The organism is Tardiphaga sp. vice154, from assembly GCF_007018645.1.
GTDB lineage: Bacteria > Pseudomonadota > Alphaproteobacteria > Rhizobiales > Xanthobacteraceae > Tardiphaga.
Map to the genome: position 1 here is coordinate 1313732 of NZ_CP041399.1, position 20166 is coordinate 1333897.

At 62.5% G+C, this 20166-nt stretch carries 20 protein-coding genes and 2 pseudogenes; 5 read left to right on the plus strand and 17 right to left on the minus strand.

Translation table 11 applies throughout. The features are described 5' to 3' along the window. Positions 1-11: 11 nt before the first annotated feature. A complete protein-coding gene (locus tag FIU28_RS06155) occupies positions 12-1637 on the plus strand; it encodes a gamma-glutamyltransferase family protein (RefSeq protein WP_143572126.1) in 1626 nt (541 codons plus the stop codon). Positions 1638-1797: 160 nt separating this feature from the next. On the opposite strand, the gene FIU28_RS06165 is transcribed toward FIU28_RS06155, so the two are convergent. Genes FIU28_RS06165 through FIU28_RS06175 form a run of 3 tightly spaced genes read right to left on the minus strand, consistent with a single transcriptional unit; the run spans position 1798 to position 4795 of the window. Further along, positions 1798-2484 (minus strand): ABC transporter ATP-binding protein, encoded by a 687-nt coding sequence (locus FIU28_RS06165; protein ID WP_143572127.1) that lies wholly within the window; start codon positions 2482-2484, stop codon positions 1798-1800. After that, positions 2481-3716: an ABC transporter permease gene (locus FIU28_RS06170; RefSeq protein WP_143572128.1), complete on the minus strand. Its 1236-nt coding sequence runs from the start codon at positions 3714-3716 to the stop codon at positions 2481-2483. Before FIU28_RS06170 ends, FIU28_RS06165 begins: the two co-directional genes overlap by 4 nt. Beyond that, on the minus strand, positions 3713-4795 hold the full coding sequence (locus FIU28_RS06175) for an efflux RND transporter periplasmic adaptor subunit (protein ID WP_246660888.1): 1083 nt from the start codon (positions 4793-4795) through the stop codon (positions 3713-3715). Before FIU28_RS06175 ends, FIU28_RS06170 begins: the two co-directional genes overlap by 4 nt. Positions 4796-5143: 348 nt before the next feature. Between FIU28_RS06175 and FIU28_RS06180 the strand changes: the two genes are divergently transcribed. After that, on the plus strand, positions 5144-5512 hold the full coding sequence (locus FIU28_RS06180; RefSeq protein ID WP_143572130.1) for a hypothetical protein: 369 nt from the start codon (positions 5144-5146) through the stop codon (positions 5510-5512). 171 nt (positions 5513-5683) lie between these two features. On the opposite strand, the gene FIU28_RS06185 is transcribed toward FIU28_RS06180, so the two are convergent. The 9 genes and pseudogenes from FIU28_RS06185 to FIU28_RS06220 all read right to left on the minus strand — a co-directional run bounded on the left by FIU28_RS06185 (position 5684) and on the right by FIU28_RS06220 (position 13190). Next, positions 5684-6514, minus strand: a complete 831-nt coding sequence (locus tag FIU28_RS06185) for a universal stress protein (protein WP_143572131.1) — start codon at positions 6512-6514, stop codon at positions 5684-5686. A gap of 231 nt (positions 6515-6745) precedes the next feature. Then, positions 6746-6922 carry a hypothetical protein gene (locus tag FIU28_RS26310; RefSeq protein ID WP_168207197.1) on the minus strand — a complete coding sequence of 59 codons (177 nt, stop codon included), beginning with the start codon at positions 6920-6922 and terminating at the stop codon, positions 6746-6748. Positions 6923-7126: 204 nt separating this feature from the next. Next, positions 7127-7393 (minus strand): annotated as a pseudogene (gene tcuB / locus FIU28_RS06190) (tricarballylate utilization protein TcuB); the annotation flags it as partial. A 124-nt stretch (positions 7394-7517) separates the two neighbouring features. Next, positions 7518-8648 (minus strand): annotated as a pseudogene (locus FIU28_RS06195) (IS3 family transposase). A 207-nt stretch (positions 8649-8855) separates the two neighbouring features. Further along, positions 8856-9170 carry a cupin gene (locus FIU28_RS06200; RefSeq protein WP_143572132.1) on the minus strand — a complete coding sequence of 105 codons (315 nt, stop codon included), beginning with the start codon at positions 9168-9170 and terminating at the stop codon, positions 8856-8858. A gap of 27 nt (positions 9171-9197) precedes the next feature. Next, positions 9198-10757 (minus strand): FAD-dependent monooxygenase, encoded by a 1560-nt coding sequence (locus FIU28_RS06205; RefSeq protein ID WP_143572133.1) that lies wholly within the window; start codon positions 10755-10757, stop codon positions 9198-9200. Between the two features lie 10 nt (positions 10758-10767). Further along, positions 10768-11511: an SDR family NAD(P)-dependent oxidoreductase gene (locus tag FIU28_RS06210; RefSeq protein ID WP_143572134.1), complete on the minus strand. Its 744-nt coding sequence runs from the start codon at positions 11509-11511 to the stop codon at positions 10768-10770. Between the two features lie 3 nt (positions 11512-11514). Then, positions 11515-12282: an ABC transporter permease gene (locus FIU28_RS06215; RefSeq protein ID WP_143572135.1), complete on the minus strand. Its 768-nt coding sequence runs from the start codon at positions 12280-12282 to the stop codon at positions 11515-11517. Next, positions 12279-13190, minus strand: a complete 912-nt coding sequence (locus tag FIU28_RS06220; RefSeq protein WP_246660889.1) for an ABC transporter ATP-binding protein — start codon at positions 13188-13190, stop codon at positions 12279-12281. The genes FIU28_RS06215 and FIU28_RS06220 overlap by 4 nt, the downstream gene beginning before the upstream one ends. An 87-nt stretch (positions 13191-13277) precedes the next feature. Between FIU28_RS06220 and FIU28_RS06225 the strand changes: the two genes are divergently transcribed. From FIU28_RS06225 to FIU28_RS06235, 3 genes are all read left to right on the plus strand, one after another. Beyond that, a complete protein-coding gene (locus tag FIU28_RS06225) occupies positions 13278-14276 on the plus strand; it encodes an ABC transporter substrate-binding protein (RefSeq protein ID WP_143572136.1) in 999 nt (332 codons plus the stop codon). A gap of 147 nt (positions 14277-14423) precedes the next feature. Continuing rightward, the gene (locus FIU28_RS06230) at positions 14424-15341 is read left to right on the plus strand and encodes a Bug family tripartite tricarboxylate transporter substrate binding protein (RefSeq protein ID WP_168209928.1); all 918 of its coding nucleotides are present in this window, start codon (positions 14424-14426) and stop codon (positions 15339-15341) included. A 49-nt stretch (positions 15342-15390) separates the two neighbouring features. Further along, entirely contained in the window at positions 15391-16350 is a 960-nt protein-coding gene (locus tag FIU28_RS06235; RefSeq protein ID WP_143572138.1) for an amidohydrolase family protein, read from the plus strand. Between the two features lie 17 nt (positions 16351-16367). Here FIU28_RS06235 and FIU28_RS06240 read toward each other — a convergent pair whose 3' ends face one another. The 5 genes from FIU28_RS06240 to FIU28_RS06260 all read right to left on the minus strand — a co-directional run bounded on the left by FIU28_RS06240 (position 16368) and on the right by FIU28_RS06260 (position 20077). Further along, positions 16368-17270: a fumarylacetoacetate hydrolase family protein gene (locus FIU28_RS06240; RefSeq protein ID WP_143572139.1), complete on the minus strand. Its 903-nt coding sequence runs from the start codon at positions 17268-17270 to the stop codon at positions 16368-16370. Positions 17271-17285: 15 nt separating this feature from the next. Next, the gene (locus tag FIU28_RS06245; protein WP_143572140.1) at positions 17286-17681 is read right to left on the minus strand and encodes a RidA family protein; all 396 of its coding nucleotides are present in this window, start codon (positions 17679-17681) and stop codon (positions 17286-17288) included. Between the two features lie 11 nt (positions 17682-17692). After that, complete coding sequence (locus tag FIU28_RS06250; RefSeq protein WP_143572141.1) at positions 17693-18751, minus strand: Ldh family oxidoreductase; 1059 nt, start codon at positions 18749-18751, stop codon at positions 17693-17695. Positions 18752-18776: 25 nt separating this feature from the next. Next, positions 18777-19175: a cupin domain-containing protein gene (locus FIU28_RS06255; protein ID WP_143572142.1), complete on the minus strand. Its 399-nt coding sequence runs from the start codon at positions 19173-19175 to the stop codon at positions 18777-18779. 134 nt (positions 19176-19309) lie between these two features. Then, a complete protein-coding gene (locus tag FIU28_RS06260) occupies positions 19310-20077 on the minus strand; it encodes a GntR family transcriptional regulator (RefSeq protein ID WP_168209929.1) in 768 nt (255 codons plus the stop codon). Positions 20078-20166: the final 89 nt, after the last annotated feature.

A 20166-nucleotide genomic window follows, 5' to 3' on the forward strand; every position in this document is an offset into this window, starting at 1 on the left:
CAGGAAATAACATGAACGCATCGTTTGACTGGGCCAAAGGCTACGCCTCGCGCCGCATGCCGGTGTTCGGCAACAATGTCGTCTCCACCACGCACCCGCTCGGCGCGCAGGCCGGCCTGCGCATGCTCTGGAAGGGCGGCAGCGCGGTCGATGCGGCGATCGCCGCGGCGGCGGTGATGACCATCGTCGAGCCGTGCAGCAACGGCCTCGGCTCGGATTCGTTCTGCATCCTGTGGGACGGCAAGAAGCTGCATGGTCTCAACGCCTCCGGCTTCTCGCCGGCCGGCTGGACCCCGGAATATTTCCGCGGCAAGTATGGCGACGATGCCAAAACGCCGCCGGTGCGCGGCTGGGATTCGGTCACGGTGCCCGGCGCGGTGGCGAGCTGGGTCGCGTTGTCGGAGCGCTTCGGCAAGCTGCCCTTCGCCGATCTGCTGGAGCCGGCGATCGAGATTGCCGAGCGGGGCTATCTGGTGCCGACCGCGATCCAGCACAAATGGGTCGGCGCCTTCGGCGTCGAGGCGCTGGTCAAGCAGCCCGGCTTCAGCGAAACCTTTCTGCCCAAGGGCCGGCCGCCGGAAGTCGGCGAGCGCTTCGCCTTTCCCGCCGCGGCCAAGGCCCTGCGAAAAATCGCCGAGACGCGCGGTGCGGCGCTGTATGGCGGCGAGATCGCGGAAGCGATCGAGCGCCACTCGCGCGACGAAGGCGGCGTGATGACGGCGGCCGATCTCGCCGCCTACAAGCCGGAATGGGTCGATCCCATCGCGCAGGATTATCGCGGCTACACCGCCCACGAACTACCGCCGAACGGCCAGGGCATCGCGGCGCTGATCGCGCTCGGCATTCTCGATCACTTCGATCTGGCCGGTCTCGCGCCGGACAGTGCGGAAGCGCAGCATCTGCAGATCGAGGCGATGAAGCTCGGTTTCGCCGACACCTATCGCTATGCCGCCGATCCCGTCGCGATGGATGTCACGCCGCAGCAAATGCTCGACCCCGCCTATCTGGCGGGCCGCGCCAAACTGATCGACCGCAACAAGGCGCAGGACTTCAAGGCGGGCAACCCGGTGCGCGGCGGCACGATCTATCTGACCGCGGCAGATTCCTCCGGCATGATGGTCTCCTTCATCCAGAGCAACTACATGGGCTTCGGCTCCGGCGTCGTGATCCCGGAGTGGGGCGTGTCGCTGCAGAACCGCGGCTATGGCTTCAGCTTAGATCCGCAGCATCCCAATTGCGTCGCGCCGCGCAAGCGGCCGTTCCAGACCATCATTCCCGGTTTCCTGACGCAGGGCGGCCAGCCGGTGATGAGCTTCGGCGTGATGGGCGGCAACATGCAGCCGCAGGGCCATCTGCAGACGCTGGTCCGCATGATCGACTTCGGCCAGAATCCGCAGGCCGCCTGTGATGCACCGCGCTGGCGTTTCGAAGCCGGGCTCGACATCAATGTCGAGGACAACACCGATCCGAAGGTCGCGCAGGCGCTGGCCGATCTCGGCCACAACATCATCCCACTGCGCGACAGCTACATGGACTTCGGCGCCGGCCAGTTCATCTGGCGGATGGGCGATCCCGCCGTGGAGGGCTACGCCGCCGCCAGCGATCCCCGCCGCGACGGCCAGGCCGCGGTGAGCTAGCCTTTTTGCATTCAACTGATCCATCGGCCCGTCATTGCGAGGAGCGAAGCGACGCGGCAATCCAGAAGCTACAGGCAAAGACTGGATTGCTTCGTCGCAAGCGCTCCTCGCAATGACGGCTGGGGGTGGTCAGATCATCTCAAGTAGAAAATCCTTCGTCTCAAGCCATCGCATCCGCAGCCAGGCGGCCATCGACGACGTGAATGCGCCGCTGCATTTTTGCGGCCAAGGCGAGATCGTGGGTGACGGCGACCACGGTCTTGCCGTGCAGCGTCACCAGATCGCGAAGGATGTCGAACACCTGTGCCGTCGCCTGCGTATCGAGGCTTCCGGTCGGCTCGTCGGCGAGGATGACCGGCGGGTCATTGGCGAGCGCGCGGGCGACCGCAACGCGCTGGCGCTGGCCGCCGGACAGTTGATCCGGCGTCTTGTGGCAATGATCGCCGAGCCCCAGCGACGCCAGCAATTCATCGGCGCGCGCCGCGGCCGCGCGCGGCGACAGCCGGCCAAGCGCGCGCATCGGCAGTGCGACGTTCTCCGTGATCGTGAATTCCGGCAGCAGAAAGTGAAACTGGAACACGAAACCGATCCGCACCAGCCGCACTTCGGCGCGCTCCTCCTCGGTCATCACGGTGGTGGAACGCCCGTCGATCAGCACATCGCCGGAGGTCGGCAGGTCGAGCAGCCCCAGCAGATACAGCAGCGAAGACTTTCCCGAGCCGGACGGCCCAGTGATGGCGACGAATTCGCGCGGCATGATGCTCAGCGTGATGCCTTGCACCAGCGTGACCGGGACGACGCCGGAAAGCACCTTGCTGACATCGCGGGCCTCGATCAGCGCCGTCATGTGGCGCCCCGGATGATATCGACCGGATGCAGCCGTGCCGCGGCGCGGGCCGGGAAGTAGCCGGCAATCAGGCTGGAAAACAGCGCGACGCCGGTGGCGAGCGCGTAGTGCTTGACCGAATATAGCACCGGCAGATGGTTGTTGTCCGAGAACGGCGTCTTGAATTCCAGCGAGGCCAGTCCGCGGGTCAGAAGATAGCCGAAAATCCAGCCCAGCATGGCGCCGACCAGCCCGACGAACACCGCCTCGAGCATGAAGATCGCGCGGATCGTGCCGTCGCGGAAGCCGAGCGATTTCATGATGGCGATATCGCGGGTCTTCTCATGCGTGATGGTGGAGATGATGTTGTAGGTGCCGAAGCTCGCCACCAGCAGGATCGCGCCGACGATCGTATACATCAGTACGTTGCGCAGCGTGATCGCCGCCAGCAAGTCCTCCTGCGCCTCCTGCCAGGAGATCGAGCGGTAACCGGTCTGCTCACCGATCCGTTCGCTGATGGCGCGGGCCTCCAGCGGGTCGCGCGTCCGGATCCGGATCTCGTTGATGACGCCGGTCTGCTTTTCCAGGATCTGCGCCGTCTTCAGCAGCACATAGCCGGTACTCTCGTCGGTCATGCGAAAGCCGGAATGGAAGGTGCCGACCACCGTCGCGTTCATGCTGACGCCATCGGCGGAGGCGAGCGTGATGTTCGAATTGATCCGGGCGCCGATCTTTTTTGCCAGCCGATCGCCCAGCAGGATGGCGCCGGACGAGCGATACAGCGACGCCATCGTGCCTTGCCGCATGTGGCTGACCAGATTGGAGACGGCGCCTTCCGTTCTCGGATCGATGCCGACCACCGAGATAGTTAGATTGCGACCGGCGAAGCGCAGCACGGCTTTCGACTGCACCGAGGGCGTCAGCGCGCCTGGCACCCAGGTTTGCAAGGAAGCGATCGTTGCCATCGGGTTCTTGATGCCGGGGCGGCGCACTTCTGGCGTCAGCCCGTGAAACTCGGCGGCGGGGTACAGCCGTTCGGCAGGCTGGTGGGTCGGCTCGCGCAATTCGTCGGTTACCGAGATGTGCGGCAGCGAATTGACCAGCGTCTTGATGAAGTCGTCCTGCGATCCCTCCATCATGGCCGCCATCATAATGGAGAAGCCGACGCCGGTGGTAACGCCCATCACTGCCACCAGGGTCTGGCGGGCGCGGTGGCGGACATGCGTCCAGGCGATGCTCAGGATCAGGTTCACCGGGCCAAAGGCTCCCCGATCTCGAACCGGACGCGGGATCCGGTCTTGATGTTGGGCTCCGCCGGAGAGATGACCACGTCGCCCTCCGCCACCCCGTCGAGGATCTCGACGAAACCGCTGCCGCGGATCCCGAGTTCGACCTTGCGCCGCCGGGCGTGGCCATCCTCGATGGTGAACAGATGGCCGTTTACGATCGCATTGGCCGGCACCAGAATGGCGTCGGGCTTTTCACGGCTGACGATGTTGGCCTCGACACTCATGCCGACGTGCAGCGGCGTGTCATCGGGCAGGCCGATCCGGACGCGAAACGTCTTGGCTACCGGATCGCCCGCCGGCGTGATCTGCCTGACGGTACCCGTCAGCACCTGGCTGGCGAAGGCATCGGTGCGCAGCAGCGCCTTCTGGCCGATGCGGATGCGGGGAATGTCCTCTTCATTGACTTCGGCCACCACCCATAGCGGCTTCGCCAGGCCGATCCGATACAGCACGGTGCCGGGCTCGACCATGTCGCCGACCTCGCCGTCTTCCTTGAGGACGGTGCCGTCCATCGGTGCGAGAACCTTGTAGTAGTCCAGGCGTTGCGACTGCGCGGCGATCTGGGCGCGGATCCGCGCTAGGTCGCTCTCCGACCGCTGGTAGGCCTGCGAGGTCGCGACGCCGCGCGCCAGCAATTGCGCCTGGCGATCGAATTCGCGTTGCTGAAACTCCTCGAGCGCGCGCAGATCGTTCAGCGTGGCGATGGCTTCCTTGTCGTCCAGCCGGGCGAGCAGGTCGCCCTTGCGGACCTGCCGGCCTTCACAACGGCAGCGCTCGACGATGCGGCCGCGCACCAATGGCGTGGAGCGCGACCAGGTCTCGGGCTCGACCGATCCGGTTGCGTAGACAATCTCAGCCGCCGCGCCGCGGGTTACCCGCGTAGCGCCGACCGCCGGTCCGCGCCATAGCCACCACGCGGTTACCGCCAATCCTGCGATCACCACTAGCGCGATCATCAGTTTCGAGGAGAATCGCGGTGCTGGATCTGGCTGGGGCGGCAACGAGCGCTGGTTCACGTCGGTGGGTGCGGTCCGCATATCCATGAGCATTCCGAACGTCCGCCATCGGCCACGAGGTTGCGACGGGACATCTCACGCCGCCGCGCGCCGCGGTGGGTTGACCGAGATCAAATATTCTTCGCTCCGCCGAGCTATTTCGTCCGTCGCCGCTCGACGGCCTGCGAAAAATACCTCGAACCTGCGTGGGGCCTGTTCGATATCACATGCTACACTTGATATAGCTCAAGGGCTCCAAAAGCGGGAATATCTAATCTGCTATTGTTGCGCTTGCACCCACCAGCCTGGTGGAAGCGCAGGGCACGTCTGACGCCGCCGAAATTTCTGTTTAGGACGAGTCTTCTTGAGCCTGGTCTTCAACCTGAGGAATGCAGCATGTCGGAATATCAAAGCAACAGCTCTTCGGTCTCGGGCAGCAGTGCCGGCGCCGGTGCGCCTTGGGCCGCCGGTCTCATTGCCATGCGCGACGCACAAAAGGCCTTCATTGGTGAAGCAATGTTGAGCGCGAACGAGGCGATGGAACGATTTCGCATCGAATCGCACCTCCTGAACGAGTTCCTGTCCAAGATGGCCGGAGCCCACTCGGTCAAGGACCTCGCAACGATGTGGGAAGAGTGCGGACGCCACCAGATCGACTTTGCCCGGCGCGAATCCGAGCGATTTTTCGGCCACAGCGCGCGGTTGCTGGACACGACCACGACGTTGCTGAAGACGCCGCACCCCGGCAAGCAGGAACTTGAGTGACCAGGCAGGAGCTTGAGTGACAAGGACGCCGGTACGATTCGGTGCGTGCCTCCGGTTCGGTTCACAGACACCGGGCGGAGCGCTCTGCTGCTCGGCGCGGTCACTATGACGCGCGCCGCAGCTTTGCGCGGCCGGGGCTCCGCAGCGCATGAAATGTGCAAGGTGCAGCTATCAGTGCGTCATCAACGTCGGCACCGTCATGGCGCGGAACATCGCGCGCGTGACGCCGCCGAAAATGCGTTCCTGAAGCCGCGAGTGACCATAGCCACCCATCACGAGCAGATCGAGGCTGCAATCGGCCGCCAACGACAGCAGCGCGGGCTGAATGTCGCTGCCATCTGCCGTCGAGCGTTCGACCCGGGCTTCCAGGCCGTGCTGGGCCAGATAATCCGATAGCGCAACGGCGGAGGCGGTCGCCGTCGCGGGCTCATTGATGCTGAGAATCTGTATGCTGTCCGCCTTGCGGAGCAGCGGCATCGCATCACGCACCGCCCGGGCCGCAAGCCGGCCGCCATCCCAAGCGATGCCGACCCGCGCCAGCGGCAGCGCACCGTGATGGGTGTAGGGAATGAACAGCACCGGACCGCCGGACTCCATCAGAACGTCGAGGACCACTGAATTGTCATAGCTCTCGCGGTCGAAATCCGGCTGTTGCACGATCGTCAGGTCGTGCAAGCGGGCCGCGGCACCCAGGATCGGTCCGGCATCGACGGACATCGCGACGATCGATTGATAATGCGACGTGACGCCAGCGAGGCGAGCCTCGGCCTCGAACAATTCGCTCGATGCCGCCGCTCTTGCCAGCGCGCGGTCATGTTCGATGTCATAGGCTGCAGCCACCGCGGTGCCGCCTTCCATCGCGAACCCGACGACGGTGGATTCGTAGCCGATCGAAATGGCGTTGAGGGATGCGTTCTGAGCGACTGCGAAGGAGATGGCCCCGTCGATGACAGGGCGAGCCTGCTGTTCGGACGGGATATGCACCAGAATGCGTTTCAGCATGTCGTTCCTCCATAGGCCGCAAGACGATTTTTTCGAAGTGTATGCGGGCCTGAGAAGTTCGAATTGACGTAGCTCAAATCTGCGTCGCAGATGGCCGTCGCGGGCGATCGCCTGTGAAGGGAGTGCGTGACAATCCGCTGATCGCTGTGCGCCTGCAGCGGACGCGCCGATCAGGTCTGCTGGACCGATGCCTGGTGCGGTCGAGACATCGTGCGACGCGGTTGGCAGCTGTCAGGAACGGCGCCCGTTGCGATCGGATGGAGCTGCCGAGGGGCCGCCGAACCGGACCTTGCGTTGCTCTTCTTCGCTGATCAGGTTGAGAAGAACGGTGCGCTCGTGAGGGTCGGTGGTCTCGGCCAGATGCCGGCGCCACAGCTTCATATTCTCGTTGTGAATGAACCTGTCCATGACAATGTTCCTCCCCCGAATTGCCGCACTGTAGCATCGTAACGCTTCGGGCGTTGCTAGTCGATGCAGATAGTTCGATGGCGGGGTATTGGCCGCAGGAAAATCCCAATGGAACCCGGTCCTGGTCGATGCCCCTGATGGAACTCGTCCTGACCATCAGCCTGGGTGGGGCGTGGCCAGCCTTCGGCGCGTGAGACGGCGTTCTCAATGTCCCGCTAATTCGCGGCGTTCCTCGGCGTGCCGCACCAGCGCCACGAAGCGATAGAAACCGTGGACGAACTTGCCGTATGGCATTGTGATGAAAAGCGCGAAAACGATGCCGATGTGCGGCACCAGCAGGCCCATTGCCGTTGTCGCGCGCAATAACCGCAGCAGCAGGCCGGTCAGGCTGGTCATGAACAGCATCGCCAGGAAGGCGACGTCCATGCCGTACTTCTTGTCGCCCATCAGCGCCGGATCGCGGCGAAACTTTTCCCGCAGCTCGGCCGATATATTCAGCCGGATCCGCAAATGTTTGTCGATGGACCGAGCATCTGAGGTGGTCCCTGTTGTCTGAACATATTCTCCGCGTCGATAAGTGGAGTCTCTGCCGGGATTAGGCCGCCAAGCGAAGTGGCGGCTGGGTGAAGTAGGCTTGATCCGGATTCATGTCGTCAAGACTTGAATGGGGCCTTCGTCGGTTATAAAAGTCGAGATACCGGCCGATCGAATGTCGCGCCTCGCCGACCGTTTCGTAGGCTCTCAGATAGACCTCCTCGTATTTGACGCTGCGCCACAGCCGCTCGACGAACAAGTTGTCTCGATGCACCCTTGCCGTCCATGCTGATGGCGATGCCGTGGCCGGCGAGCAGGCCGGTGAAGGCCGCACCGGTGAACTGCGAGCCTTGATCAGTGTTGAAGATGCCGGGCTTGCCGTGACGGGCCAGAGCATCCTCCAGAGTCTCGACGCAGAAGGCCGCCTCCATCGTGATCGACAGGCGCCAGGACAGAACCCGGCTGGTCGCCCAGTCCAGCACGACAGCGATATAGACGAAGCCACGCGCCATTGGGATGTAGGTGATGTCCATCCCAGACCTGGTTCGGCCGCGTGATCTCGATACCGCGCAACAGATACGGATAGATCTTGTGGCCAGGTTCCGGCTTCGTCGTGCGCGGACGGCGATAGAGCGCCTCTATCCCCATCCGCCGCATTTTAGCGTCTTCGCATGCCGGCGGCCGATCTTGCACCCCTGCAAAGCCAGCAGGCCGCGCAACATACGCGAACCGGCGAAGGGATACTCCAGGTGCAGCCGATCGAGATGCTGCATGATGGCGAGATCGACTTCCGGCACCGGACGCAGCAGGTAATAGACGCTGCCCCGGCTGATCCGCAGAGCCTCAGCCTGCTTGGTGATCGACAAATCGTACTCGCGGTCGATCATCGCTTTGCGCTCAGAAATCCCGCCTTGGTGAGCGCTCCTTCTAAAAAATCGTTCTCCAGCGTCAGCTCTCCGATCTTGGCGTGCAGCGACTTCACGTCGATCGCAGGCGCGGCCGGCGGCCCGCCCCCAGGTCCGAAAATCTCGGACGCATTGCCCTCAAGCTGCGATTTCCACGCCGCAATCTGATTGGGGTGGACGTCGAAATGCTCGGCCAGTTGGGCTATCGTCCGGTCGCCCTTGATGGCTGCCAGCGCCACCTTCGCCTTGAAGGCCGCTGAGTGATTCCGGCGGGCTCGTCTGCTCATGGTCTCTCCTGATTCGCGGGCCTATCGTGCCCGCCGTCAGGCAGAAACTCCACTTAGCTTCCTGTGCAGATTTCCGGAACCGGCTCTATCAACCTGGCGTAGCCTCGCGACAATCTCTTCCGATGTATGTCTCTTCCTCGCCATTGATCTCATCCTCCATAGTCAAAACCATACTTCAGGGAGGACCACTTCAAAGGGGCAGATCAATCAAGGCCTGGTCTTGATCTCGATCAGCACGTTCTTGTATTCCCAGTCGCTGATATTGATCAATTCATGGGGCGCGCCGGGCTCGCGCCAGAGAACGCCGCCCGGAACCTCGTCGGTTTCGCGTTCGCGACCGTCCTCGAACACCATGATGTTCTGGCCCCTGGTGAGCGGGACGATCAGATAGGGCAGGTGATGCTGGTGCCAGTGCTGCCGCGAGCCAGGTTCCAGCTTGACGCTCCAGACACGCACCTGATCATTCTCGAACAGGATCTGGTCGCCGATCGGCCCCAACTCGCGGGATGGTGTGGATGTCATGGATCGTCTCCAACGGTCGGTGAGCGGTTAGTCTTGGCAGTTCGGTTCGACAATGCGACGATGAACCCGCACAATTGCTTTGTCGGCAATCGGCATCATTGCCGCGATGTGGTCGTCGGGCCGGATCAGCAGCACGGTGCCTTCCGCGCAGCCGGCGCGCGACCGCAACCTGTCGCCGACGTCAAAGAGTGACCGATGGCGGACGCCGGAGTCCAGCGGCGCATCCCAGCGCGACACGATCATGTGTTTCAGCCCCGGTTGATCGGCAGGCAGTTGTGGCTTGCGGCGCGGGTCGGTGAAGTACAGGGCCAGGAAGGTGTCGTCGATCAACTGGTGCAGCCGTACCGGGCGGCCGTCCGGGCCGTGCAACTCGACGTCGGGCATGCGATCACCGACCTGCAGCGGCTGCTCTGAGGTCTTGACCATGGACCAGTCGCCGATCTGGTCGACGTCGAGGCGGACGCCGAGCATGGTGCGCGTCAGCGCATTGCCCCAAGCATCGCCGGACATCGCCCGGGTCTCGCCCTGCAGGCCCAGCATATATTTGCGGCCGGCCTCGGCCATCTCGCCGGAGCCGAGTGCGGCGACTGGATGCTGCTCGCGGCTGTAGCCGTCGAGCAGGGCGTCTATGGCCCAGCCGCGGGCGACCCAGGCAAGCCGCCACGGCAAACTGATGGCGTCGAGGATGCCGGTATTCAGTCCCAGGGCCCACATCGGCGTGATCAAATGCGCCGCATCTCCCATCAGGAACACCCGTCCAGACCGCCAGTTGCTCGCGATGCGATGATGAATCCGGTACAGAATGGTATTCAGAATCTCCATGTCCGTTACCGGGCCGATGAACTTCAGCACCTTGGCCCGGAGTTCGTCCGCCGATGGCTCCGGAGCCTCGGCGGCGAGCGGGAACAGAAATCGCCAGCAGTGCGGCTGGCGGACCAGGACCATCCATTCATCGGGATCGGCGAAATAGGCCAGATACGGATAGTCGCGCGGGTTGGCGACATCGAGGTCGACCTTCACATCGACCAGCAGGTTGCGTGCCGAAAGCGATTCGCCCTCGACCTTGATATCCAGCTGCGACCGGATGGTGCTGCGCCCGCCGTCGCAGGCAAGCAGGTAGGATCCTTCGACCGTTTGCGCTCCGTTGGGCGTTTCGAACGTGGCGGTCACGCCATCATCATGATTGGAGAACGATGTCAGCCGGTGTTGCAGCCGAACCGACCCCGGCGAGCGCGTCTCGATCGCGTGGTGCAGGATCGGTTCGAGATGATGCTGCGGCAGGTTCACGACGAACGGGTATTGGGTTTCGCGATCCAGCAGCGGAGGTCGCACGGACGGACGCGCCGCGCCGGTCGCCCGCTCGATGTCGCCGATCTCATCGACGCGCAGCGCCTTGGCGAGAACATCGTCGGCGACGCCGTAGCGCCGGAAGGCTTCCAGCGTGCGGGTCAGGATGGTGCCGGCCTTGGTATCGCTGGAGAGCGAGTCGTCTTCCTCGAACAGCAGGAAGGGCAGGCCATAGAACTGCAGCGCCAGCGCTGTGGTGAGGCCAACAGGACCGGCGCCGACAATCAGGATGGGCTTCATTGTGGTCTCGTTACTCGTCGTCGGAAGCGGGGTAGGCGGTGTCGCGGCTCAGCACCGATGCGGTCATGGTGGCGGCGTCCGACAGCAGGAACAGCAGCGGCCCGACCACGTCGGCGGCCTCGCCGACGCCAATGGAGGTGCGCCAGCGCTCGTGGTCCGCGCCCTGATTGGCGGCGCGGTATTGCGCGGTATCGATCACGCCAGGCGAGATCAGGTTAAAGCGAATCCGGTGTTGAGCGACTTCCTTGGCGGCGCTCTTGACGAAGCCGATCAGCGCGCCCTTGCTGGCGGCATAGGCGGAGGCCTGCGGCCAGCCCTGATGGGCGAGGCCTGACGAAAACGCGATGATTGCCCCGCGTCGCCGCGCGATCATGCCGGGGATTACGGCCTGGTAGCACCATACGACTCCGTCGAGGTTGATGCCGAGTACCTGGCGCCACTGCGCCGGGGTCATCTCATGCGCGACAATGCGCGGCTGGATCGCTGCACCGCAAACCAGTCCGTCAATATGGCCGAAGCGGTGTTCGATGCCTGCGATGGCCGCGGCAATGGCGGCCGGGTCGCTGACATCGACGTGGATCGCTGATATCGATGCATGTTCCGCTGCAGCGGCATCCATGGCCGGCTGATCGACGTCGAGAATGACAACCTTGGCACCTGCGAGGGCGGCGGCGGAGGCCAGCGCGCGTCCGATCCCGTTAGCGCCGCCGGTGATGACGATGACATCGCCGTCAAATGAGAATTGAGCGCGCATCGATCAATGTCCGTGGGCGGTGGGCGGGAGCCAGCCCGCGACGAGGCGTTCGACCAGTTCGACCAGCATGTAGGTGGCGACGCCGACCAGCGACAGCGCCAGCAAGGCTGCGAAGGCGAGCGGCGTGTCCAGTTGCGACGTTGCGCTGAGCAGCAGGAAGCCGAGGCCCTCGCTGGAACTGACAAATTCTCCGATCACGGCCCCGATCACCGCCAGTGTCATGGCAACCTTGGCGCCGGTGAGCACGAAAGGAAGCGCCGCTGGAAACTGCACCTTGATGAAAATCTGCCAGGGCGTCGCGCGCAGGCTGTGCGCCAGTTCGAGCAGTTCGCGCGGTGTCGCGCGCAAGCCGGCGGTGGTATCGACAATGATCGGAAAGAATGACACCAGCCAGACGATCGCCAGCTTGGACTCGATCCCGGTGCCGAGCCAGATCATAACGATAGGCGCCAGCGCCACCTTCGGGACCGACTGCAGCGCCACCAGCAGCGGATAGAACATCAGGTTGAGGCGACGCGAATTGGCGATCGCCACGGCCATCGGCAATCCGACCAGCATAGCCAGGAAAAATCCCGCCAGTGTTTCCTTCAGGGTGATCCATCCCTCGCTGGCCAGAAGCGGGAAGCGCAGCACGAATGCCCGCACGACCTTGTCCGGTGTGGGGAGTACGACGGTAGGAAGATTGCCGATCCAGCAGAGCAGAACCCATCCGGCAATGACCAGAACGACGCCGGCTAGCGGATATGCGATGCGGGAAAATGAACGCGTCATAGCGGCACTGCCTGGACGTCCGTGCCTGCGGGAACCACGCCGAGTGCCTCGCTCGCGATCCGCTCGAAGCCGGTGAAGGCGGCCGTAAAGCGGACCTGCTGGGAGCGCGGATAGGTGAGATCGACCTGAATCTCCCTGGCGACCCGCGCCGGCCGCCGGCTGAACACCAGGACCTTGTCTGACAGATAGATGGCCTCGGAAATCGAATGCGTGACGAACAAGACGGTGGCGCTCGTCTCGTGGCGAATTTTCAGCAGAAGGTCGTTCATGTCCATACGGGTCAGTTCATCGAGCGCACCGAATGGCTCATCCATCAGCAGTAGGTCGGGTTGGTGGATCAGCGCACGGCACAACGCCGCGCGTTGCTGCATGCCACCCGACAATTGGTGTGGTCGGGCATCCTTGAAGGCTGCCAATCCCACCAGATCGAGCAATTCGATGGCGCGCTGCTTGGCCTTGGCATCGCGTCGCCGCAGGATTTCCATGGGAAACAGAACGTTGTCGAGGACCGTACGCCAATGCATCAGGCTGGGGCTCTGGAATACGAAGCCGTAATTGCCGAGCGGTTCGCTGATGTCCCGGCCGCCGATCACGACGGAGCCGGACGTCTTCGGTATCAGCCCTGCGATGATGCGCAGCAGCGTGGTCTTGCCGCAACCACTCGGTCCGAGAAACGAGATCAGTTGGCCTTTGTCGAACTCGAAACTGGCGTCATCAAGTGCCACGACGGGCGCTTTGCCTCGCACATCTTGTGGCACAAAGACCTTTCGGACATTCTGGATAGAACCAAAAACCATCTGCTCATTTCGATCGTCGTTCGGCCGGATTGGCCTGAATCTTGCTGAGTTCTGTTGCTGGCGGCATCGGGCGTGCCCCCAGCGCCACCTCCCCAAAAAGTCCATGTACATGCTGGTGAAATATCTTATGATATCTCATAAGTCAATTTCGACGCTGTGGGCGCGTTGAGGGTTTCATTGGTGAGCGGGAGATCGAAGATGCTGAAATACCTGTCGACCCTGATACTAGGAGTGTCGTGCTTGATCGCAGGCCCGTCGTTCGCCGCGGACCGCGACGTCAAATTTTCGCTCGACTTCATCAGCCTCGGGCGGCATGCGCCCTGGTACGTCGCGCTCGGCAAGGGCTATTACAAGGAAGAGGGGCTCAACGTCTCGATCCTTCCGTCGAAGGGGACGGCCGACGCCATTCGCTCGGTTGCCACCGGGACTACCGAATTCGGCTTCATCGACATTCCCAGCCTCGTCGCGGCCGGCAGCAATGCGTCGAACGTCAAGATCGTTGCCGTTAATTACCAGAAGCCGCCCTATTGCATTTTCAGCCTGAATCCCGGCGCCAACATCGATACCCCGGCGAAACTCGTCAATCTTGAACTGGGGTCCAGCTCTGCTTCGTTCGTGCCGAAGATCTGGGCGGCATTCATGGAGATGAAGGGCATCGACAGCAAGACCATGAAAGTCGTGAACATCGACGGTGCGGCCCGTGTCCCGATGCTGGCCGCCCACAAGATTGCGACCATCGACACATTCATCATGAGTGAGCCATCCATCAGGCGAGCCGTGCCGGACGCCAAGACAGTCTGTCTGTTTGCCGGGGATTTCGGCCTTGAAATCTACTCCAATTCCATCGGCGTGCAGGAAGAGTTCATGAAGAAGAACCCCGACGTAGTGAAGAAGTTCGTTCGTGCGTCGCTGCGCGGCTGGAAAGAGGCATTCGCCAATCCCGAAGAAGCCGCGAAGATCGAACTACAATACGTCAAGGCGCTGGATCCGCAGATCGTCGTCGATGAAATCAACATCCTGCGTCGTGTCGCGCTCAGCGACGATGTGTCTAAGTATGGCCTGGGCTACGTGTCGGCGGAGCGGATGAAGAACACCGTCGATTTCATCAACAAGAACATTGATGTGTCCGGTGACAAGCTGACTGCCGAGCAGATTTATGCACCCGGCTTCCTCCCGGAACCACCCATTCTGCCTTGATGCCCATCGGTGACCTCAAGCCGTGGCGGTGAGATGCGACCTCGCTGCGCGGCCATACGCCGCGCGACAATGCCGCGGCAACAGCGGAGACTTCTGATGCGTTTGCCAGGACTTCTCGTCGGATGTGCGTTCATTCTGACAGCCCAGATGCCGGTTAGTGCGGACACGTTTCCGACCCGGCAGGTCACGATCATCTCGCCGTATCAGGCTGGCGGAACCAGCGACATCATCGCGCGTCTGCTAGTCCGAAGGCTTGGCGAAATCTGGAAGCAGGCCGTGATCGTCGAGAATCGCGCCGGCGCCAATGGCGGCATCGGCCTCACCGCTGTCGCCCGTGCGCCTGCAGACGGTTATACGCTGCTGGCAGTGGCCTCCAGCGCGCTCACCATCAATCCGCTGATCTATCGCAACATCAGCTACGACGTCAGCCGCGATCTTGCCCCGATCAGCCGTACAGGCTTTGTGCCGAATGTGGTCGTGGTCAATCCCGCGGTGCCGGTGAAGGACCTCAAGGAGTTCATCGCCCTCGCCAGAAGCAAGACGGGCAGCCTCAACTTTGCATCGCAGGGCAATGGCTCCAACGGGCATCTGACCGGCGAGATGTTTGCCCAGCAAACCAACGTGCAACTCACCCACATCGGTTACAAGGGCAGCGCGCCGGCGGTCACGGACCTTGTATCCGGTCAGATCCAGGTGATGTTCGACAACCTGCCAACGGTGTTGGAGCAGATCCGCGGCGGTCAATTGCGGGCGCTGGCTGTCACCAGCGCCGCCCGGACGCCGCTGTTGCCGGATGTCCCGACCGTCGCCGAATCGGGCTATCCCGGTTTCGACTCCAGCGCCTGGTTCGCTGTGCTGGCCCCGAAGGCCACGCCGGAGGCGGTCCGCGGCGAGATCGAACGCGCCGTGGTGGCGGCGATGACGGACGTCGAGATCCAACGCAAGTTCAGCGAGTTGGGAATCACAGCCATCGCGGGTGGATCGGAAGAACTGGCACGCCGCATCGATGCGGAATCGCGGTCGTGGAAGTCCGTCATCGACAAGGCAGGAATCAAGGTGGAATAGTCGATTGCCTTGCCGCTTTTCCTTGCTCTGACCGACAGATTGTTGACACGTGACGAAAATTGTTCTCGACGTTCATGTCCACCTGATCACCCCCAACGCCGCGGCACTGGCGCAGTTCGATGGCGTGTCATGGGATCCCGCCTCGGAAAAGCTGGAGGTCGATGGTCATCAGATCGGCTTGAAGGGACTTTTCAGGCCCGCTGACCTCTTGAAGTGGATGGATGACAACGATGTCGGGCAGGCGTGGATCTCCGTGCCGCCGCCGGTCTATCGCCCGCATCTGGAAGCGGATGCGGCGGAGCGATGGCTCGGCCTGCTGAATGACGGGCTTGCACGCATCGTGCAGCAGCATCCGACGCGGCTGTCGCCCTTGTTTCATCTGCCGGTCGAGCATCCCGAACTCGCGGTTGCCATCGCCCGGGACAAGATCGCAACGGGACAGGTCCGTTTCTCCATGTCGGCTGGCGGCGTCGGTCACGTGCTGTCGGCCGCGGTCTACGAACCGCTGTGGGACGTGCTGAACAAGGCGGCAGGCTTTCTCTTCTTGCATCCCGGCGAGGGCTGCGATGCCCGGCTCGATCCGTTCTATCTGCACAACTTGTTGGGCAATCCCACCGAGACCGCCATCGCGACGTCGCATCTGGTGTTCGCCGCGGTATTGCAGCGTTATCCGGATTTCAAGATCTGCCTGGCGCATGCGGGCGGAACCGCGGCTGCGCTCGCCGGGCGTTGGCAACAGGGGCATGCGACCAAACGGCCCGGTCTCGATACGACCCACGAGGCGCCGCTGCTGGCGCTGCGCCGGTTCTGCGTTGACTGCATCGCGCATGACGACGGAGCGCTTCGCCTCGCCGCACAGGTTTTCGGAGAAGATCACGTCCTGTTCGGGTCGGACTGGCCGTTTCCGATGGGCCTGATGCAGCCTCATCGGCAATTGCAAGGGCTCGATAGTGAATTCAGGAAGAGGATCTTCTGCGACAGTCCGGAGGAACTGCTCGGCAAGGCCTGAACCATGCCGAGCTTCGATCAGCCGATCATGATGTCGGAATCGCCATAGAGATCCACGCGCTGCATGCGATTGCGCAACTCGCCGAGAATGCCGGCGCTGACGACGACCTCGTCGCCGTCGTGCAGAAAGATCTGCGGCTCGCGGGCATTGCCGACTCCGCTCGGTGTTCCCGTCAGGATCACGTCGCCGGGATGCAGCGTCATGCCGAACGACAACTCGGCGATCAACTCCTCGATCGGAAACGCCATCTGGGCGACCAGGCCATCCTGCAGCTTCTGGCCGTTGACGTGGCACTGCAGCCGGATGTTGGGAATGTCCAGTTCATCCGGCGTGACGATGACTGGTCCAAGCGGCATGGTGCCGTCGATACTCTTGCCCTTGAGCCACTGACCGCCGTGGCGGCGCTGCAGGTCGCGCTGCGAAACGTCGTTGGCCAGGCAATAGCCGAAAATATGATCCAGGGCCTTTGTCTTGGGAATGCTGCGACCGGCCTTCCCGATGATGATGGCCAGTTCGGCTTCATAGTCCCACTTCTGCGAAATTCGCGCGTCGAACGCGATCGGATCGGTGGGGCCGATTACGGCATCGGGGGATTTCGAAAAGAAGGTCGGAGCTTTCGGGCGATCGACTTCCTGACCGTCACGCTTGCCCTTGCCTTCCTCGAAGTGGTCCCAGTAATTCCAGCCGGTGCACAGCACATCCCGCCTGAAACGACGGATCGGCGCGGCAAGCTGCGCGCTCGCCAGAGGCAGGCGCTCGCCGGCATCGATCGCAGCACGGATCGCAGCGTCGCGGATATCCGCGGGCGCTGCGATCAGCGTCACCATGTCGCCGGACGTTTCCGGCAGCAGCGCGAAGGCCGCGTCGGTCGCGACGCCAACGCGCTCCAGGCCGTTCCATCGAAGGGTTGCAAACTTCATGTGACAACTTTCGGATCAGGCGATGACGGCGATGGCGTTGATCTCGATGAGGTAGTCCGGCGAGGTCATCTTGCAGATCTCGACCATCGTCGAGGCCGGCGCGATGCCCGTGAAATACTCACGACGAACCTTATGAATGGCGTCAAAATGCTCCATGTTGCGGACATAGACATCGACGCGGCAGATGTCGTCGAGTGTGCCGCCGGATTCTTCGACGGCAGCCTTGAGGTTCTCGCACACCTGCCGGGTCTGCTCCTCTATATTGCCGATGCCGGCAATCGTGCCATCGGCGCGGCGTGAGGTCATGCCGGACAGAAAGACAAGCCGCCCCTGCGCCTCGATCACGGTTGCCTGGGAGAAATGGCCGTTGGGCTGGCGCAGCTTGGCGCTGATGATCTGTTTCTTGGGCATGGAAGTCTCCGTCAGGAATTGAATTGGGGAGGAAGCGCAACGTTGAGCCGCCTGGCGGCGTCACGCAGCGAGGCGATCGTCGAATCGGCGATCCGGACCGTCCCGGAGAATTCGCGGTGCGCGCGTTCAGCGCGGTCACCGGGCACGCGGATGTCCGTCGTCCCGGGCGCCTTTCGCGATTCCCGGATCTTGTCGGAAAACCGCGAGGCGGCCTGCTTGAATTCCGCGACAGGCCGGAAGCCATCGATTTTGATCGCGATGAACAGATTCGAGCATCCGTAATTCTTGTTGAGATCGCCATACAATGGCTGCACTGCATCGCCGATAGCGCCCGACGAGAGCCCGCCGGTGAGCAGGTCGATCATCACGGCGAGGCCAAAGCCCTTGGCGCCTGCCGCGGGCAGCAACATGCCTTTGATGGCCTCGGCGGGGTCGGTGGTCGGGATGCCCTCGGATGTCGAGGCCCAGCCCTCGGGAATGCTCTGCTTCTTGTTCTCGGCGAGACGGATCTTGCCCATGGCACCGGCGCTCAGCGCCAGGTCGAGCACGATTGGACCGCCCTCAGTCGGCACGGCGATGGCGAGGGGATTGTTGCCGACGACGCGTTCGGCGCCGCCCGGCGCCGGCAGCAGCGGGCGTGTGTTGGCCATGACAATGCCGACGCAGCCCTCAAGTGCGAACGACCGTGCAAAACGTCCGGCAGCACCGAAGTGAAAGGTGTTGCGGACCGCGACCGCGGCCAGACCATGGGCCTGCGCCCGCGCGACCGCCAGTGCGACGGCCCTTTCGGCAACTACCTGACCGAGACCATTGTCCGCATCGATCACGATCTGCGCGCCGGTGTCGGAGATGATCCGTCCCTCGGCCGCAGGTACGACTGAGCCGGCTGCGATACGGTCCAGATACATCGGCAACAGCATCGTCCCGTGCGAGGCGAGGCCTTCGATATCGGCATCGACGAGCGCGGCCGATACCGTCGCTGCGTGGATCTCGGGCGTTCCGGCCGCGATCAGCAACTGTCTGGTGAAGGCGGAAAATTCTGACGCCGGGAGGGACTGGGAGTTGCTCATGATGGCAGTCGGTTCGTGCCGGCCATCAGTGCGCGTCCTTCTCGTCGGTGTACCATGACGGCTTTACGGGATAATGCGGGCCATCATAGACCTCGATCACAACCGTGTCCTCATACGCCAGCGTGGGGCCATGAACGTTGCCCTTCGGATTGCAGTAGAAGCTACCTGCCTTCAGGGTAACGCCCGTGGCGGTGTATTCATAATGACCAGACAGGCAGAACATCATCTGGTTGGACGCGTGCATGTGCGGCTGGGGAATGCTGGCACCCTTGTCGAATTTGATCAGCGCAACGGAGGCGCCCGTGACGTCATCCCGCCACAGCATTTTCTCGTGGACGCCGTTCAAGGACTTCTCGCGCCATGGCATATCGGCGGTCTGAATCAGAATTTCTTCGAGCGAAGGGGCGCCTTCGGGCAGCGTCATCGTGTAATCCTCCAAGGGCTTTTGTGCCCCACGACGCGCATGATATTTCAGGTGAAATATTTTTAAAAGGGCTAATTCTGGATGCCGGTCAGATCTGCCCGGCTTCGCCGCGCTTGCGGACGAACTCGCGGCGGTCAGTCAATCGGCTTGCCTGTCCGCCCGGTCCGCGCCACGGGCGGAAGCGATTGGCCGCTTCTGGACGTGGTGTGATGAACCTTGGTCACGCGCTCGCAAAGATTGGTGAGGTGATCCCGCATCGCCGCGGCTGCACCTTCCCCATCGCGGCTCTTGATCGCTTTGAGGATGGCGCGATGTTGCTTCTCGGACGCGTCCCGATCCAGCGTCTGCCAAAGGTGCAGGTACCAGGATCGTGAACAGCGCTCATGTAGCGACTTCGCGAAATCGCCAAGCACCCGGCTGCGCGACATATCGCAGATCTTGATGTGGAAGGCATGATCGCATTCGACAAACGCGTTGATCTCCCCGCCGTGATTCTGTAATCGACCCTGGCTGTCGAGAATGGCTTTTAACTCGGCTACGTCGTCGGGATGGGCATGCTCCGCAGCAAGCCGGGCAATCTCGGTTTCGACGGTCAGGCGGGCCTTCAGGAACTCGATAATCTGGCTGATCGAATCCGGTTGAACGATAATGCCCTTGCGAGGCACGACATCGATCAGTCCTTCGCTCTGTAGTCTCTGCAGCGCCTGATGCACTGGCGTCCGGCCGAGACCAAGAAGTTCGCAGATGGCGGCTTCGTTCAGATACTGACCGGGAAGGAAGTAAAGGTTGATCACCTTTTCCTTGATGGCTTCATAGGCCTGCTGCGTAAGGGAAGATGATTTGGTGGTTTTCGTTACCTTCCCCCGGGCGCTGGTCTTTTTTGTCTTAGGCACCTCGGTCATGGTAATTCTAACTGCCTTCATGGGGGGGCGCCTTGCTGAACGAGCCATCTATTGTCGAGCGGTGGCACGATAGCGACTTAAACCATTGT

Excerpts from the sequence above, each read along its gene's own strand:
- FIU28_RS06220 (WP_246660889.1), bottom strand. The coding sequence starts at position 13,190 with ATGTACATGGACTTTTTGGGGAGGTGGCGCTGGGGGCACGCCCGATGC.
- FIU28_RS06210 (WP_143572134.1), bottom strand. The coding sequence starts at position 11,511 with ATGCGCGCTCAATTCTCATTTGACGGCGATGTCATCGTCATCACCGGC.
- FIU28_RS06205 (WP_143572133.1), bottom strand. The coding sequence starts at position 10,757 with ATGAAGCCCATCCTGATTGTCGGCGCCGGTCCTGTTGGCCTCACCACA.
- FIU28_RS06185 (WP_143572131.1), bottom strand. The coding sequence starts at position 6,514 with ATGCTGAAACGCATTCTGGTGCATATCCCGTCCGAACAGCAGGCTCGC.
- FIU28_RS06225 (WP_143572136.1), top strand. The coding sequence starts at position 13,278 with ATGCTGAAATACCTGTCGACCCTGATACTAGGAGTGTCGTGCTTGATC.
- FIU28_RS06240 (WP_143572139.1), bottom strand. The coding sequence starts at position 17,270 with ATGAAGTTTGCAACCCTTCGATGGAACGGCCTGGAGCGCGTTGGCGTC.
- FIU28_RS06180 (WP_143572130.1), top strand. The coding sequence starts at position 5,144 with ATGTCGGAATATCAAAGCAACAGCTCTTCGGTCTCGGGCAGCAGTGCC.
- FIU28_RS06175 (WP_246660888.1), bottom strand. The coding sequence starts at position 4,795 with ATGGATATGCGGACCGCACCCACCGACGTGAACCAGCGCTCGTTGCCG.
- FIU28_RS06165 (WP_143572127.1), bottom strand. The coding sequence starts at position 2,484 with ATGACGGCGCTGATCGAGGCCCGCGATGTCAGCAAGGTGCTTTCCGGC.
- FIU28_RS06215 (WP_143572135.1), bottom strand. The coding sequence starts at position 12,282 with ATGACGCGTTCATTTTCCCGCATCGCATATCCGCTAGCCGGCGTCGTT.
- FIU28_RS06245 (WP_143572140.1), bottom strand. The coding sequence starts at position 17,681 with ATGCCCAAGAAACAGATCATCAGCGCCAAGCTGCGCCAGCCCAACGGC.
- FIU28_RS06230 (WP_168209928.1), top strand. The coding sequence starts at position 14,424 with ATGCCGGTTAGTGCGGACACGTTTCCGACCCGGCAGGTCACGATCATC.
- FIU28_RS06250 (WP_143572141.1), bottom strand. The coding sequence starts at position 18,751 with ATGAGCAACTCCCAGTCCCTCCCGGCGTCAGAATTTTCCGCCTTCACC.
- FIU28_RS06260 (WP_168209929.1), bottom strand. The coding sequence starts at position 20,077 with ATGACCGAGGTGCCTAAGACAAAAAAGACCAGCGCCCGGGGGAAGGTA.
- FIU28_RS06155 (WP_143572126.1), top strand. The coding sequence starts at position 12 with ATGAACGCATCGTTTGACTGGGCCAAAGGCTACGCCTCGCGCCGCATG.
- FIU28_RS06200 (WP_143572132.1), bottom strand. The coding sequence starts at position 9,170 with ATGACATCCACACCATCCCGCGAGTTGGGGCCGATCGGCGACCAGATC.
- FIU28_RS26310 (WP_168207197.1), bottom strand. The coding sequence starts at position 6,922 with ATGGACAGGTTCATTCACAACGAGAATATGAAGCTGTGGCGCCGGCAT.
- FIU28_RS06255 (WP_143572142.1), bottom strand. The coding sequence starts at position 19,175 with ATGACGCTGCCCGAAGGCGCCCCTTCGCTCGAAGAAATTCTGATTCAG.